General features: G+C 70.3%; 10 protein-coding genes. 3 read left to right on the plus strand and 7 right to left on the minus strand.

Features of this window, described 5'->3' with window-relative positions:
* Positions 1–109 precede the first annotated feature (109 nt).
* The 7 genes from gcvH to HMPREF0058_RS08805 all read right to left on the minus strand — a co-directional run bounded on the left by gcvH (position 110) and on the right by HMPREF0058_RS08805 (position 10587).
* Positions 110–499: a glycine cleavage system protein GcvH gene (gene gcvH, locus HMPREF0058_RS08775; protein ID WP_006549420.1), complete on the minus strand. Its 390-nt coding sequence runs from the start codon at positions 497–499 to the stop codon at positions 110–112.
* A 132-nt stretch (positions 500–631) separates the two neighbouring features.
* Positions 632–1900 (minus strand): glycine cleavage system aminomethyltransferase GcvT, encoded by a 1269-nt coding sequence (locus HMPREF0058_RS08780; RefSeq protein ID WP_006549421.1) that lies wholly within the window; start codon positions 1898–1900, stop codon positions 632–634.
* Positions 1900–4854, minus strand: coding sequence for an aminomethyl-transferring glycine dehydrogenase (gene gcvP, locus HMPREF0058_RS08785; protein WP_006549422.1), 2955 nt, complete (start codon positions 4852–4854; stop codon positions 1900–1902). The genes HMPREF0058_RS08780 and gcvP overlap by 1 nt, the downstream gene beginning before the upstream one ends.
* Before the next feature lie 181 nt (positions 4855–5035).
* Positions 5036–6442 carry an ABC transporter substrate-binding protein gene (locus HMPREF0058_RS08790; RefSeq protein WP_006549423.1) on the minus strand — a complete coding sequence of 469 codons (1407 nt, stop codon included), beginning with the start codon at positions 6440–6442 and terminating at the stop codon, positions 5036–5038.
* An 8-nt stretch (positions 6443–6450) separates the two neighbouring features.
* Complete coding sequence (locus HMPREF0058_RS08795) at positions 6451–7350, minus strand: carbohydrate ABC transporter permease (protein ID WP_374044901.1); 900 nt, start codon at positions 7348–7350, stop codon at positions 6451–6453.
* A 46-nt stretch (positions 7351–7396) separates the two neighbouring features.
* Positions 7397–8308 (minus strand): carbohydrate ABC transporter permease, encoded by a 912-nt coding sequence (locus HMPREF0058_RS08800; protein ID WP_006549425.1) that lies wholly within the window; start codon positions 8306–8308, stop codon positions 7397–7399.
* 83 nt (positions 8309–8391) lie between these two features.
* The gene (locus HMPREF0058_RS08805; protein WP_006549426.1) at positions 8392–10587 is read right to left on the minus strand and encodes an alpha-galactosidase; all 2196 of its coding nucleotides are present in this window, start codon (positions 10585–10587) and stop codon (positions 8392–8394) included.
* A gap of 219 nt (positions 10588–10806) precedes the next feature.
* Between HMPREF0058_RS08805 and HMPREF0058_RS08810 the strand changes: the two genes are divergently transcribed.
* The 3 genes from HMPREF0058_RS08810 (at position 10807) to HMPREF0058_RS08820 (ending at position 14436) form a co-directional block, all read left to right on the plus strand.
* Positions 10807–11964, plus strand: a complete 1158-nt coding sequence (locus tag HMPREF0058_RS08810; protein ID WP_006549427.1) for an ROK family transcriptional regulator — start codon at positions 10807–10809, stop codon at positions 11962–11964.
* A 115-nt stretch (positions 11965–12079) separates the two neighbouring features.
* Positions 12080–13846, plus strand: coding sequence for a tRNA (N6-isopentenyl adenosine(37)-C2)-methylthiotransferase MiaB (gene miaB / locus HMPREF0058_RS08815; protein ID WP_006549428.1), 1767 nt, complete (start codon positions 12080–12082; stop codon positions 13844–13846).
* A gap of 56 nt (positions 13847–13902) precedes the next feature.
* Positions 13903–14436, plus strand: a complete 534-nt coding sequence (locus tag HMPREF0058_RS08820; RefSeq protein ID WP_006549429.1) for a 2-thiouracil desulfurase family protein — start codon at positions 13903–13905, stop codon at positions 14434–14436.
* Positions 14437–14726 lie beyond the last annotated feature (290 nt).

Raw genomic sequence — 14726 nt, forward strand, 5'->3', positions numbered from 1 at the left:
CTTGAGCCCTCCCAGGCGCCATGGGCCCGGAGCCCAGGAGCTCTCACGGCAAGGAGACCGTATGACGTCCACTCGACGTCATACGGTCTCCTTGCACGATGCCGGGCTCTCAGGCCCCAGTGACCTCGGCGTCGAAGCGGGAGGCGTACTCCTCAGCGCTGAGCAGCTCGCCCTCCTGCGCCACCTCGACGGTGAAGAGCCAGCCCTCACCGTAGGGGTCCTTGTTGATGGTGCCGGGCTCGTCGACGACGGCCTCGTTGACCGCCACGACGGTGCCGGTCACTGGCGAGACAAGGTCCGAGACCGACTTGGTGGACTCCAGCTCGCCGCAGGGCTCACCGGCCTCGACCTCGGCACCGACCTCAGGAAGATCAACGAAGACCACCTCGCCAAGGGCGTCGGAGGCGACGGCGGAGATCCCGACGCGGGCAGGGGACTCACTGTTGATCCACTCGTGGTCGGCGCAGTAGCGCAGCTCCGGGCGCACAGGCTGGGACATAGGGGTTCCTTTCTTGACACGGCAGGTCGGGGCGATCCCGTCCTGCCCAGGACTTGGGTGAGGTCAGGGCCACGGCGTGGCTCGCCGTCGCCAGAAGCCGTGGGGACCAGCGGTGGTACCCACACGCCCCTCTTAGCGCGAGCGCTTGTAGAAGGGAGAGGCGACGACGCGCATCGCCAGCTGCTTGCCGCGCACGTCCACCGCAAGCTCAGTGCCCGGCGCCCACGCCGGCTCCTCAAGCGAGGCCGGGGCTACCAGGGCCAGGGCAATGGGGTGACCGAGCGTGGGGGAGAGCAGGCCAGAGGTGACGGAGCCGATGGCCTGGCCGTCGCTGCCCAGGACCGTGCAGCCCGCTCGCGCGGCCCGGCGGCCCTCACCAGCCAGCGCGACGAGTACCTTCGTGCCCGGCTGGCCTTCGCGCTCGGCACGCGCGGCCAGGGCCTGGCGCCCGACGAACTCGCTCTTGGCCAGCTTGACCACGGCGCCCAGCGAGGCGTCAAAGGGCGTGATCTCCTCGGTCAGCTCGTGCCCGTACAGCGGCATCCCGGCCTCCAGGCGCAGGGAGTCGCGTGCGGCCAGACCACAGGGGGTCAGGGCCGCCAGGGTCTCACCCTCCTGGGCAGCCGGCGTCGGAGCGAGCGTGGCCGCGTGGTCAGTGATGACGCTCCACAGGTCCTCCGCAGCCTCCGCCTCGCAGAAGAGCTCGAAGCCGTCCTCGCCGGTGTAGCCGGTGCGGGCCAGCAGGACCGAGTGGCCGGCCGCCGTCGCCCGCACCGCCGCGTAGTAGCGCAGCCGCCGCAGGATCGTGGGCCCGCACAGTACGTCTGCCCCGCAGTCCTCGTCCGCAGGCTCCTCCGGGCGCAGCGCGGCCTGGATCCCGGCGCCGGAGGTAACCACCCCGCGCAGCACCTCCTCCGCACGCGGGCCCTGGACGGCGATGAGCGCCGTCTCCAGGGACACGTCCTGCACCCGGACGTCGAAGGAGGGGGCAGCGCCGGCACAGCGGCGCACCAGCTCCTCGGCCACGCGCTCGCGGTTGCCGGCGTTGGGCACCACGAGGTACTCCTGCTCGCCCACGTGGTAGACGATGAGGTCGTCGATGATGCCGCCCTCCTCGTCCACGATCATCGTGTAGCGGGCGCGGCCGAGCCCCACCTTGGAGATCTCACCGATGAGGGCGTGGTCCAGGGCCGCGGCGGCGTCCGGGCCGGTGACCTTGACCTCGCCCATGTGGGACAGGTCGAAGATCCCGGCGGCGTTGCGCACGGCCCGGTGCTCAGCCAGGTCCGAGGCGTAGCGCAGGGGCATGTCCCAGCCGCCGAAGTCGGTGAAGGAGGCTCCTAGCCTCTCGTGGACCTCGTGCAGGGGGGTGCGGCGCAGGGCCGTGGTGGAGGTGGTCATCACTCGTTCTCGCTCTCGAAGGCGGTGGGGGCAGGGCAGGTGCAGGTGAGGTTGCGGTCTCCCCAGGCGTTGTCGATCCTGGCCACGGGGGCGAAGTACTTGTCCGTCTCCATGCCTGGCAGAGGGAAGGCCGCCTGCGTGCGGGTGTAGGGGCGGTCCCACTCCTGCCCGGCGACCTGGACCAGGGTGTGGGGACTGCGGCGCAGCACCGAGTCCTCGATACTCACCGTGCCGGCGGTGACCTCGTCGATCTCGGCGCGGATGGCACGCATGGCTGCGATGAAGCGGTCGAGCTCCGCCAGGGGCTCGGACTCGGTGGGCTCAACCATGAGCGTGCCGGCCACCGGGAAGGACAGGGTCGGGGCGTGGAAGCCGTAGTCGATGAGGCGCTTGGCCACGTCCTCAGCCGTGACCCCGGTCTGCCGGGTCAGCTCGCGCAGGTCCAGGATGCACTCGTGGGCCACGAAGCCGTCGTGGGTGTAGAGCGTGGGGAAGGAGTCAGCGAGCTGACGCGAGAGGTAGTTGGCGCTGGCGATGGCGGACAGGGTCACCTCGCGCAGGTCGGCGTCGTCGAGCAGGGCGAGGTAGGCCCAGGCCAGCGGCATGACCCCGGCCGAGCCGAATCGCGTGCCCATGACCGGGGGCCCGGCGAAGCCTGCGTCCGGGTCACCCTCCTCCGGGGCCGCCGATCCCTCGGGGCCTGCGGGCAGATAGGGCGCCAGGTGGGACTTGACCGCGACCGGCCCCACGCCCGGGCCACCACCGCCGTGGGGGATAGCGAAGGTCTTGTGGAGGTTGAGGTGGGAGCAGTCCCCGCCCAGGTCCCCGGGCCGCAGCAGCCCGGCCAGCGCGTTGAGGTTGGCGCCGTCGATGTAGACCTGCCCGCCGGCCTCGTGCACGAGGCGGGTGACCTCAGTGACCTGTGGCTCGAACACCCCGTGTGTGGAGGGGTAGGTGAGCATGATGGCGGCGACCCGCTCGCCCAGCTCAGCCAGCAACTCGCGCAGGTGGTCGACGTCGATCGAGCCGTCCTGCGCGGTCTTGACCACCTTGACGCAGAAGCCCGCTCCCGCGGCCGAGGCCGCGTTGGTGCCGTGGGCGGAGGCCGGCACGAGGACGAGATCGCGCTGGCCCTGGCCCTGGGCGGCCAGGTAGTGCTTGATGGCGAGCAGGCCGGTCAGCTCGCCCTGCGCACCGGAGGCCGGCTGCAGGCTGACGCGGTCGTAGCCGGTCAGGGCCGCTAGACGCTCCGAGAGCTGGCCGAGCAGAGTCCGCCAGCCCGCGGTCTGCGAGGCGGGGGCGTAGGGATGGATGCCGGCCAGCGCCGGGTCCAGCCAGGCCGCGGACTCGACGGCGGCGTTGAGCTTGAGGGTGCACGAGCCCAGCGGGATCATCGAACGGTCCAGAGCCAGGTCCCGGTCTGCCAGGCGGCGCAGGTAGCGCACGAGCGCGGCCTCGCTGCGGTAGGCGTGGAAAGTGGGGTGGGTCAGGTACTCGCTCGTGCGGGCCAGCTGCGCCGGCAGCGGCAGGTTCTCGGCCTGCTCGTCAGTGGGCAGCCACTCCTGGCTCCCGGGCTCGGTGGAGGTGAGGACCTCGATGACGTGGGCGACGTCCTCGTCCGTGGTGGTCTCGTTGGTGGACAGGCCCACGTGGTCGGCGTCCAGGAGCCTGAGGTTGTAGCCGGCCGCCTCGGCACGCTCCACGGCCTCCTGGGCACCGCCGGGCAGGTAGACGCTGAGGGTGTCGAAGAAGCGCGTGTGCTCCAGCTCAATCCCTGCGTCCAGGAGCCCGACGGCGATCCGGGCGGCCTGACGGTGGGTGTGCTCGGCGATGGCGCGCAGTCCCTGAGGTCCGTGGTGGACGGCGTAGAAGGCGGCGACGACGGCCAGCAGCGCCTGAGCGGTGCAGATGTTGGAGGTGGCCTTCTCACGCCGGATGTGCTGCTCGCGGGTCTGGAGGGCCAGGCGGTAGGCGGGTGCACCGTCGGCGTCCACGCTCACGCCCACGATGCGTCCGGGCAGCTGGCGCTGGAGCCCATGGGTCACGGCCATGAAGCCGGGGTGGGGGCCGCCGAAGAAGAGCGGCACGCCCAGGCGCTGGGCGCTTCCGACGGCGATGTCAGCGCCCTGTGCACCGGGCTCGGTGAGCAGGGTGAGGGCCAGCGGGTCGGCGTCGACGGCAGCCAGGCCACCACGCTCGTGGACAGCGGCGATCGCGGGGGCCAGGTCCACGACGGCGCCGCGGGAAGTCGTGGCCGCCAGCACCGCTCCGAGGACCAGGGCACCTGCCTCCAGGCCCGAGACCTTGCCGGATGCGATAGCGGCCGGGGTGGTGGTCACCCAGGGGATGGACAGGGCGTCGAGCCGGGCGGTGGCGACCTGAAGGCACTGAGGGTGCAGACCCTCGTCCAGCAGGACGGGACGGCCCTCGGCCTTGCGGGTGGCGCGGGCCATGAGCAGGCAGGCCTCAGCCACCGCCGTGGCCTCGTCCAGCAGCGAGGTACAGGCCACCGGCAGGCCGGTGAGGTCGGCTACGAGGGTCTGGAAGAGCAGCTGGGCCTCAAGCCGGCCCTGGCTGATCTCAGCCTGGTAGGGGGTGTACGACGTCGTCCACGCCGGGTTGGACAGGACGTCGCGTACGATGACGGCCGGTGTGATCGTGGGGTGGTAGCCGCGTCCGATCATCTCCACGTGGTGGTGGGCATTGGCGGCGGCGAGCTGGCGCATGACGTCGGTGACCGCGGCCTCGCTCAGGCCACCGCTGGCGCTGGAGGGCTCAGTGTGCTCGGGGGCGTCCAGGCGCGGCAGCCCGGCCGGGACGACGGCCTGGGCCAGCTCTTCCAGGGAGCTCACCGCCAGGGTGCTCAGGACCGGTGAGTCGGCGTCGTGCAGGGCCTCGTAGACCCCGATATGACGGGTGACAAAGCGAGCATGGACATCGGTAGGGCGCGTCATCGAGACCTCCGGACGGGATGTGGACCGTGTCACATCATAGGGGAGATGTTTCGGGCAGGTGACGAGACGGAGCGGTGGCTCAGGACCGGCACGGGCGGGCTCGGGTCGGGCGACGCGAGGGCGCCGTCCTCCCGCGTGTCGGGGAGGACGGCGCCCTCGTGAGGACCTGCTGCCAGGCCTGCTACTCCTTGGTCGAGGTCTTGAACAGGAGGTTGACCTGCTCGTTGTAGGCCGTCAGCGTCGAGGCCGGCTCTCGATCGACCCACAGGGCGTCGACGCCGGGGGTCATGATGGCCTTGACGTCAGCACCGAAGTAGGTGAGCGGGAAGTAGAAGGTCGTGCCTTCCTTGACGTGGTCGGTGAAGGGCTTGGTGGACAGGCCCGTCTCCTCGAACTTGGCCACTGCCAGCTCGGTGGAGGAGGAGATCGCCGGGAACACGATGCCGTAAGAGGCGACGATGTCCTGGGCCTCCTTGGTGCCGAGGAAAGCCACCCACTTCGAGGCGTTCTCGATGTTCTTGGACTGCTTGACGATCGAGTCTCCCAGACCGTTGAGCAGGCTCATGCTCTTGCCGTTGGGGCCAATCGGGTGGCGGGCCAGCCCGAGGTCGATGTCAAGGCCTGCGAAGATCTTGAACATCCACGCACCGTTGATGCACATGGCGATGGAGCCGCTGCCCAGCTGGACGTCGGTGCCAGTGGTGGTCGAGAAGGTGCCGGCCGGAGGCATGTAGCCCTTGTCGATGAGCCCGAAGTACCAGTCCATGGCGCGCTGGAAGTCCGGGTCGTCGTAGCGGTAGCGAGTACCCCAGGTCTTCTTGTCCGTGTACATCCAGTCGCTGATCGTGCTGGTGAAGGGACTCCAGGCGGTCTGGCCGTCGTTGGACCCGGCATCGTTGATACCGATGCCGTAGACCGCGACGCGGGTGGGGTCGAAGCCCTCCTCGTCCCCGCGCACCCCGTTCTTGTCCACGGTCAGGCGCGCCAGGATCTTCTCGAAGCTGCCGCCGTCCTCGGGGTTCCAGTCCCAGTCCTCCAGGTCGGACTCGCTCAGACCGGCCTCGGCGAGCATGGTCTTGTTGTAGAAGATGGCCTCGGTGTCCCAGTCCTTGGGACAGCCGTACTGCTTGCCGTCCTCGCCCTTCCACAGGTCGATGAGGCCTTCATGGAAGGCGGACTCGTCGACGTCGGCCCAGGCAGGCTGCTCGTCCAGCGGTACCAGAACGTCGAGGTCAACGAACTGGGCGAACTTGGCGATGTGGTCAGTGAAGACGTCAGGGCCGGTACCGGCGATGAATCCGGCGGTCAGCTTGGTCCAGTAGTCACCCCAGCCGACCTGGGTGATATTGACCTTGATGCCGGTCTTCTCCTCAAAGCGTGCGGCACAGGCCTCGTAGGCCGGCTCCTGGGCGGAGTCCCACAGCCAGTACTCCACGGGGCCACCGGCCTTGCGGTCGGCGGAGGAGGAGCAGGCGGCCAGGGTTGCCGCACCCGCTGCGGTGACCAGTCCGCACAGGAAGCCACGGCGGGACAGGGGGGAACGCAGGGCCGGCAGGGCGGTCGCGAGATGCGTGTGTGTGGAAGTCATCTGGTGCCTCACTTGATGCCGTTGAAACCGATGGAGTTAACGATGCGCTTGGCGAAGGCGGCGAAGAGCAGCAGCATCGGGAGCGCCGCGACCAGCGTGGCCGCCATGAGACCGGCCCAGTCGGGACCTGTCTGCGGGGACTGGGACTTGAACACCGCCAGGGCGACGGTGAGCACCCGCGAGGAGTCGGTGTAGGAGACCAGCAGGGGCCAGAAGTAGTCGTTCCAGGCCGCGATGTAGGTCAGGATCGCCAGCGTGGAGATCGGCGCCTTGGCCATGGGCAGGATGAGGGTGAAGAAGACCCTCACCTTCGAGGCGCCGTCCAGCAGGGCGGCCTCCTCCAGCTCACGCGGGATGTTCATGAAGAACTGCCTGAGGAAGAAGACGGCGAAGGGCGTCATGAGCATCGTCGGCAGCGAGATGCCCAGGAGAGAGTCGATGAGGTGGAGCTGCTTGACCAGCACGAAGTTGGGCAGGAGCGTGAAGATCGAGGGCACCATGAGCGCGGCCAGGAAGATGCCGAAGACGGTGTCCCGTCCCGGCCAGCGCAGGCGGGAGAAGGAGTAGGCCGCCATGGCGGAGAAGAAGACCTGCCCCACGGTGACCAGCGCGGCCACGACGACGGAGTTGCGCAGGTAGAGCCAGAAGTTGATGGCGGCGCCGCTTCCGCCGTCGGCCAGCGCCTCCTCGGTGGACTGCATGCCGAAGACGCGCTCAAAGCCGCGCAAGTTGGTATCCACCGGCAGCAGGCTCGTGGGATCGGAGGCGATGCCCGCGTTGGAGGACAGGGCCGTGCGCAGCACCCAGTAGAAGGGCAGCAGCGTGAACAGGAGGATGAGGACCATGGCGGTCCAGGCCAGCACACGTCCTAGCGAGGGGCGCTTGCGCGGCTGGTCGGTCTTGGTCATGCGGACCGAGGTGGAGGATGTCGTCGTTGTCATGGCTGGTGTCCTCTCAGTCCAGGTCCGTCTGGCCGGCGCGCGTCATCTTGTACTGCAGCGCGGTGATAGCGGCCAGGATGATGAGCAGGCCCACCGCCAGGGCGGAGGCGTAGCCGAACTGGAAGCGGCCGAAGGCCAGGTCGTAGATGTAGTACTGGAGCACGCGGGTGGCGTTGACCGGGCCACCCTGGGTCGTCACCGAGACGGTGTCGAAGACCTGGAAGGAGCCGATTATCGTCATGATGAGGACCAGGGCCAGGATCGGGCGCAGCAGCGGGACGGTGATCTTCCAGAACATGCGCCACTCACTGGCGCCGTCGACCTTGCCGGCCTCGTAGACCGTGTTCGGGATGGACTGGAGCCCGGCGAAGATAAGCAGGGCGGTGTAACCCACGTGGCGCCACACGTTGATGATGGCGATGGTGGGGATGGCCAGCGTGGAGGAGAAGAAGTTGACGGTGTCTCCGAAGACCGCCTCGATGAGCTGGTTCGTCACACCCAGCGTCGTGTCCAGGATCCACAGCCACAGCATGGCGGCCACGACGTTGGACACGAGGTAGGGAGTGAGCACCAGGGAGCGCACGAGCGTGGACTGGGTCAGGCGCTGCATGAGGACGGCGATGAGAAGAGCGAGGATCGTCTGCAGGCCGATGTTGATGACCACGTACTCCACGGTCACGCCAACGGCGTTCCAGAAGATCTTGTCCTGGACCATGCGTGAGTAGTTCTGAAGCCCAATGAACTTCTCGGGGGTCAGCAGGTTGTACTCGGTGAAGGACAGCCAGATGCCCCGGATGAGGGGCCAGATGTAGAAGGCGATGAGGCCGATTCCGGCCGGCAGGATGAATCCCAGGCCGAGCCGTAGGTCGGTCTTGGGCCGACGGCGCATGGCGCCTGCGGGACGGGAGGGGGCTGAGACAGACATGTTTCCTTCCATATCGTCGTTGAAGATGGAGACGGAGGTTGACGGGAGGAGGCAGGCGAAGGACGGGTGGTCCCTCACCCGTCTCAGACGGCGGAGCCGACCGCGGTGGCTCGCACGAGGACGAGGTGGTCAGGGTGGAGGTTGGCCAGCGCGAGCCCGGTGGTCGAGAGGTAGGAGCCTGGCAGGACGACGCCGTCGTCCTCCATCCACGCTGCTGGCAGCCTCAGCTCGGGGTAGGGCGGGGCGGCCAGGCGCACGTGGTAGCGACGCCGGGGGTCCAGGCCGGGCAGAGGCCGGGGCGCGCAGGGCCAGGAGTGCTGTAGGCCCAGGCAGGCGATCTCGAACAGGGCGTCGGTCCCGTCCTGGCTCACCACGCCCTCGATGCGCAGGTTGTCGTCGTCGGCCAGGTCGGCGTGGACGGTCAGTCCTGAGTGCAGCAGGGGGCGCAGCTCCTTGTGCAGGGCGATGATCCGGGCCAGGCGCTCGCGGGTGGGGGTGTCTGCCTTGGTCAGGTCCCACTCGACTCCCATGTGTCCCCACAGGGCGGTGCCGGCGCGGAAGTCGATGTCGAGGTCCCGCAGCGTCGTGTGGGCGCGGCCGGCGCCCACGTGCGTGCCGATGAGCTCGGGTGGGAGCAGGAGAGTAGTGCCGCGCTGGATGTCGTGGCGGTCGTGGGCGTCGATGGAGTCCGACGCCCACACGCGCTGCGCCCGCTCCATGATCCCCATGTCGATGCGGCCGCCGCCTCCGGCGCAGGACTCGATCTCGAGCTCGGGGAAGCGCTCGTGCAGCGCGTCCAGCAGCCGGTACAGAGCCAGGGTCTGGTCGTGGACGGCGGCGGCGCCCCAGCGGCCTGCGGCCGGCTGGGCGCACTCGTGACCCGTGGCCAGCAGTGGGGAGTTGTGGTCCCACTTGAGGTAGGCGATGCCCAGCTCATCGACCAGATGGGAGATGGAGGTGAAGAGGTAGTCCCAGGCTCCAGGTGCGGTGAGGTCCAGCACGCGCTGGTTGCGGTGCTCGGGAGCCCCGCCGGCGCCGTCGCCCAGCACCCAGTCCGGGTGGGCCCGGGCCAGGTCGGAGTCGAGGTTGATCATCTCCGGCTCGAACCAGAGCCCGAACTCCATGCCGAGGGAGTGCACGTGCTCCACCAGGGGACGCAGCCCTTGCGGCCAGACGTCCTGGGACACCTGCCAGTCACCCAGGCCTGAGGTGTCGTCACGGCGCGAGCCGAACCACCCGTCGTCGAGCACGTAACGCTCGATACCCACCGATGCGGCGGCGTCGGCCAGGGCCTTGAGCTTGTCCAGGTCGTGGTTGAAGTAGACGGCCTCCCAGGTGTTGAGCAGCACAGGGCGCGGGCGCGAGGGGTGGGAGGGCAGGGCACGCAGGAAGGCGTGGGTGCGGTGGGACATGGCGTCCAGGCCCTCGCCCCAGGAGAAGACGGCCCACGGCGAGGTGTAGGTGCGCTCGGTGTCCAGGAGGACCTCCCCGGGCAGGAGGAGCTCCCCGGCACCCAGCAGCTTGCGTCCCTGCGGGGTGGAGGAGGCGAGGTGACGGGTGTTGCCGGACCATGCCAGGTGGACACCGTGGACGGTGCCGCTGCGGAAGCCGAAGCCGGCGCGTCCTGCGGCCAGCCACGTGGTGGCGTCGTGGCCGGGACGTCCCTCCCAGCTCTCGCGCAGGTGGGTGCCGGCGGTGAGTGGGGTGCGCTGCAGGCTGCGCTCGGCGATGTGGTGGCCGGTCATGTCCAGCAGCTCGTCGGCAGCCTCGGGCAGCGGCAGGACGGGAGTGACCTCGTCGACGACGATCGGGGCCAGGTGCTGCCCGCCGTCGGCCTCGCGCTCGTCGCGCACCCAGGCGCGCAGGCGCAGCAGGCCGCTGGGCTCCAGGCGCAGCTCGGTGCCCAGGCTGAGGGCATGGACCTCGTCAACGGCCTCGGAGGTGATGACCTCGACCGTGCCTGCTGGGCCGGACTCTGTGCGGTGGGCGTGGGTGACGTGGCTGGGGTGCGGGCTGAAGGAGGTGCCGTCCGCGCGGTGCAGGAGCACACCTGGGCGCGAGGACCAGGCCTGGGCGGGCAGGGGGAGGACGGACAGGTCGTTGGCGATCCAGGCGGTGTTGGTGCCCAGCGAGGTGCGCTGGGCCCGCTCGACGTCGTCGAGGGCCGCGGAAGGCAGGTCACCGAGGTCGGTGCCCCAGTGGCGCACGACCGGCAACCGGTCCGGGAGGAGGTCGAGGACCACGCTGGTCCCGCCGTTGCGCAGGTGGAGGGTCATCATCGTCCTTCCAAAGGCGCCACAGTGTGACGCACTTAAAATCTTGTAGCATGAAAATAATGCATGGAGGGTGGCTGTGCAAGGCCCTGTTATCCCGGGCGTCGAGCGGGTGTGGCACGATGGCGCCTGGCGGACCCCTGCCAGCACCTGTGCGTCCGCCGTGCGAAGACTTGCGTGCCCGCCGTTGTGACGCGTCGTGACGGACTGTGGAAAGGACCTGGTATGCCCTCGCGTGCAACGCTGACCGAGCGTGGTCCCGTTGCTGCTGTCCTGCTGTCCCTGGCCTCGCGCGGCCCGGCCTCGCGCACCGAGCTGGCCGCCAGCCTCGGGCTGTCGGCGGCGACCCTGACCCGCGCCACGAGGGCGCTGGCCGAGGCCGGCCTGGTCGATGAGTCGCGCGTTGAGGCGGAAGGACCCGGCCGTCCCCTCAGCCTGGTGTCCCTGGTGCCCGGGTCCGCGGCGCTCATGGGCGTCAAGCTCACCGGCACTCACGCCTGGGCCGTGGTCATCGACCCCGTGGGTACCGTCCTGGCCAAGGAGATGGAGCCGCTGGCCGGTGGGGCCCCGCACGAGGTGGCTGCCCAGATCGCCGGGCTGGCGCGGCGACTGGCCGAGGACTGCGGCCAGGAGCCCCGCGGCATCGGGATCTCGCTGGGTGCGAGCGTGGTGGGAGGCCGGATCGTGCGGGTGGCGCCCTTCCTGGACTGGCATGACGTCCCCTTTGCCGAGCTGGTGACGCAGACCAGCGGCCTGCCGGTCAGCCTGGCCAATGACGTGCGTGCCTTCGCCTACGCCGAGGCCTGGTACGGGCTGGGTCGTGAGGCCAGCCCCTTCGCGCTGCTGACGGTGGGGGCCGGAATCGGCTGCGGGCTCGTCGTCGACGGTGAGCCGCTGGAGGGGGCGCACGGTGCCGCGGGCAGCGTCGGGCACCTGCCGGTGGCGCAGGACGGGCCCGCCTGCGAGCTCGGGCACGTGGGCTGCGCCCGTGCCCTGGCCTCGACCCCCGGGATGCTGGCGCGTGCGGCGCAGCTGCTGGGGCGGGAGGTGGACCTGGACGAGCTGGTCCACCTGGACGCTGAGGGGGACCCGGTCGCCGGGCGGGTCCTGGGTGACGCCGCCCGGGCGCTGGGGGTCATTGTCGGCGCGCTGGTCGCCATCGTCGACCCGGGGCTCGTCGTCGTGTCCGGAGAGGCGGTCGGGGCCATCCAGCCGCACGAGGCCGAGCTGTACGAGGCCGTTGAGCGTGCCAGGCACTGGTCGGCTCCGCAGCCGCAGATCAGGCTGCGCCCCTTCACCTTTGCTGACTGGGCTCGCGGCGCCGCCACGCTCGCGGTTGAGCCCTGGGCGCTGGCCGTCCAGTCCGCGGCCCGGGCCTCCTGAGCCTCGCGATCGTGGTCTCCTGTGCTGGACCGTGTCCTGAATCGCAGCCAGGCCACGGTTGATCACAGGAAACCACGGTGCCGATGACGGGCCGGCCCCCATAGACTGCACGGCGATGACCACCCAGATCTCTGCCTCCGCTGCCTCGCCGATTCCTGCCCTCAGCGCTACCGCACCCGCGAGCGCGACGGCGCCTTCGACGTCGTCCCTGCCCCGCACCTACCACGTGCGCACGCTGGGCTGCCAGATGAACGTCCACGACTCCGAGCACATGGCCGGCCTGCTGGAGGCGGCCGGGTACCGGCGCGTGGAGGAGGTGCCGGCAGCCGCCGCGCGGGCGACCGAGGCTGGCGACGGCGGGGCCGACGTCGTCATCATCAACACCTGCTCAGTGCGCGAGAACGCCGCCACCCGCCTGTTCGGCAACCTCGGGCAGCTTGCCGCCGTCAAGCGCGAACGCCCCGGCATGCAGATCGCCGTGGCCGGGTGCCTGGCCCAGCAGATGGGTGAGGGGATCGTCGAGAAGGCCCCGTGGGTCGACGTCGTCTTCGGCACCCACAACCTTGACGTCCTGCCCGCCCTGCTCGAGCGCGCCCGGCACAACGCCGAGGCGGCGGTCGAGCTGGAGGAGTCCCTCAAGGTCTTCCCCTCGACCCTGCCCACACGCCGCGAGTCGGCCTACGCCGCCTGGGTGTCGATCGCCGTGGGATGCAACAACACCTGCACCTTCTGCATCGTGCCCTCGCTGCGCGGCAAGCAGCGCGACCGTCGCCCCGGCGAGGTCCTGGCCGAGATTGAGGCCGTGGCCGCCCAGGGAGTCACCGAGGTGACGCTGCTGGGGCAGAACGTCAACTCCTACGGCGTGGGCTTCGGGGATCGCGGGGCCTTCGCCAAGCTCCTGCGCGCGGCCGGCGGCGTGGAGGGGATCGAGCGCGTGCGCTTCACCAGCCCCCACCCCGCCGCCTTCACCTCTGACGTCATTGACGCGATGGCCGAGACCCCGCAGGTCATGCCGAGCCTGCACATGCCGCTGCAGTCCGGCTCGGACAAGGTGCTGCGCGCGATGCGCCGCTCCTACCGCTCCGAGCGCTTCCTGCGGATCCTGGACGAGGTGCGCGAGAAGATCCCCAACGCCGCCATCACCACCGACCTCATCGTGGGCTTCCCCGGTGAGACGGAGGAGGACTTCCAGGCCACGCTGGAGGTGGTGGAGAAGGCGCGCTTCGCCTCGGCCTTCACTTTCGAATACTCCCCGCGTCCGGGCACCCCGGCTGCCGACCTGCCTCAGGTGCCGGTCGAGGTGGTCAAGGACCGCTATAAGCGCCTGGACGAGCTGGTACGCCGTATCACCCACGAGGAGAACGTGCGCCAGGAGGGCAGCGTCGTCGAGCTGCTCGTGGCCGAGGGGGAGGGACGGCGTGACGCCGTCACCGCCCGTATCTCAGGGCGCGCGGCGGACAACCGTCTGGTCCACGCGGGGCTTCCGGCTGGTCTGGCCGCTGACGACTACGCCGGCGGTGCCCCGCGCCCGGGGGACATGGTGCGCGTGCGCGTGACCCACGGCGCCCCGCACAACCTCATCGCCGACTCCGCCCTGTGCGGGCGGGAGCTGAGCCAGGCCGAGCGGGCTGAGAACGAAGCCCGCCGCGCGGGTGATCGGGTCTGGTACGACGACGGCCCGGCCCTGTTCGAGGTGCGTCGCACCCGGGCCGGTGACGCCTGGGAGCGGCGCCAGCGCGAGGAGACCGGTGAGCCGGAGCCGGACACGGCGCCGGTGACCCTGGGGATGCCGATGATCCGCGTGGGTGCGCCAGGCGCCGTGCGTGAGAGCAGCGGAGACATGGGCGGGCGGACGATGCTCGGCCAGCCGCGGACGATCTGAGGCCTGACGCTGTGGAGCCCTGCGCGGAGCGACGAGGGCCTGCGGCTGACGCGGGCGTGGCGGAGACCGGGGACGGCGCGGGCGCGCTTGCCCCTGCCGGGCACGCACGCTTCGTCGGCAGCCGTCCGGCTGCGGCTCCTGAGCAGGCTGTGGCCCGGATTGTGGTCTCCGCGTGCCTGGCGGGGATCCCGTGCCGCTACGACGGCGCCGCCCGGCCCGACCTGCAGGTCGTGGCCGCCGTCGAGGCAGGGCTGGCCGTGCCCGTGTGCGCGGAGGTGCTGGGCGGGCTTCCCACGCCCCGGCCACCGGCTGAGATCGTGGGCGGGGACGGCTACGACGTCCTGGCCGGGCGGGCCAGGGTGCTTGCTCAGGACGGGCATGACGTGACGCGGGCCTTCGTGGCGGGCGCGAGCGCCGTCGTCGAGCAGGCCCGGGAGCACGGCGCCGAACGGGCGGTGCTCAAGGCCAAGAGCCCCTCGTGCGGGGTGGGGCAGGTCTACGACGGCACCTTCAGCGGGACCCTGACAGGCGGCGACGGCGTGCTTGCCGCGGCGTTGAGGCGTGCCGGCGTGGAGGTCGAGAGCCGGTAGCCCCGCCGCCGCTACCCCGCCGCCACCGTCGCTACCCCTTGGTGTCCTTCGCATCCCCATAGCGCGCGCCACGGGGTAGCGGAGGGCTAGATGGGGTAGCGGGCGTTGGCATGGGGTAGCGGAGGGCGTGCGGGAGTACCTGCCTACTCGTTGGGCTCCAGAAGGGAGTCGACGACGCTGCGCACCTGCGCCGTCGTCATGCCAGCGGCCTGGGCCCGTCTGACCGCCTCAGCCAGCGCTTGGCGGGCCTGGTCCCGGGGCGGGGCCGCGTGCCCGGGTGCGACCCGTGT

The organism is Actinomyces urogenitalis DSM 15434 (assembly GCF_000159035.1).
Taxonomy (GTDB): Bacteria; Actinomycetota; Actinomycetes; order Actinomycetales; family Actinomycetaceae; genus Actinomyces; species Actinomyces urogenitalis.

Bases quoted from the DNA above. Each gene is read 5' to 3' on its own strand.
- HMPREF0058_RS08780 (WP_006549421.1), bottom strand. From the start codon at position 1,900: ATGACCACCTCCACCACGGCCCTGCGCCGCACCCCCCTGCACGAGGTC.
- miaB (WP_006549428.1), top strand. From the start codon at position 12,080: ATGACCACCCAGATCTCTGCCTCCGCTGCCTCGCCGATTCCTGCCCTC.
- HMPREF0058_RS08795 (WP_374044901.1), bottom strand. From the start codon at position 7,350: ATGACCAAGACCGACCAGCCGCGCAAGCGCCCCTCGCTAGGACGTGTG.
- HMPREF0058_RS08805 (WP_006549426.1), bottom strand. From the start codon at position 10,587: ATGATGACCCTCCACCTGCGCAACGGCGGGACCAGCGTGGTCCTCGAC.
- gcvP (WP_006549422.1), bottom strand. From the start codon at position 4,854: ATGACGCGCCCTACCGATGTCCATGCTCGCTTTGTCACCCGTCATATC.
- HMPREF0058_RS08800 (WP_006549425.1), bottom strand. From the start codon at position 8,308: ATGTCTGTCTCAGCCCCCTCCCGTCCCGCAGGCGCCATGCGCCGTCGG.
- gcvH (WP_006549420.1), bottom strand. From the start codon at position 499: ATGTCCCAGCCTGTGCGCCCGGAGCTGCGCTACTGCGCCGACCACGAG.
- HMPREF0058_RS08790 (WP_006549423.1), bottom strand. From the start codon at position 6,442: ATGACTTCCACACACACGCATCTCGCGACCGCCCTGCCGGCCCTGCGT.
- HMPREF0058_RS08810 (WP_006549427.1), top strand. From the start codon at position 10,807: ATGCCCTCGCGTGCAACGCTGACCGAGCGTGGTCCCGTTGCTGCTGTC.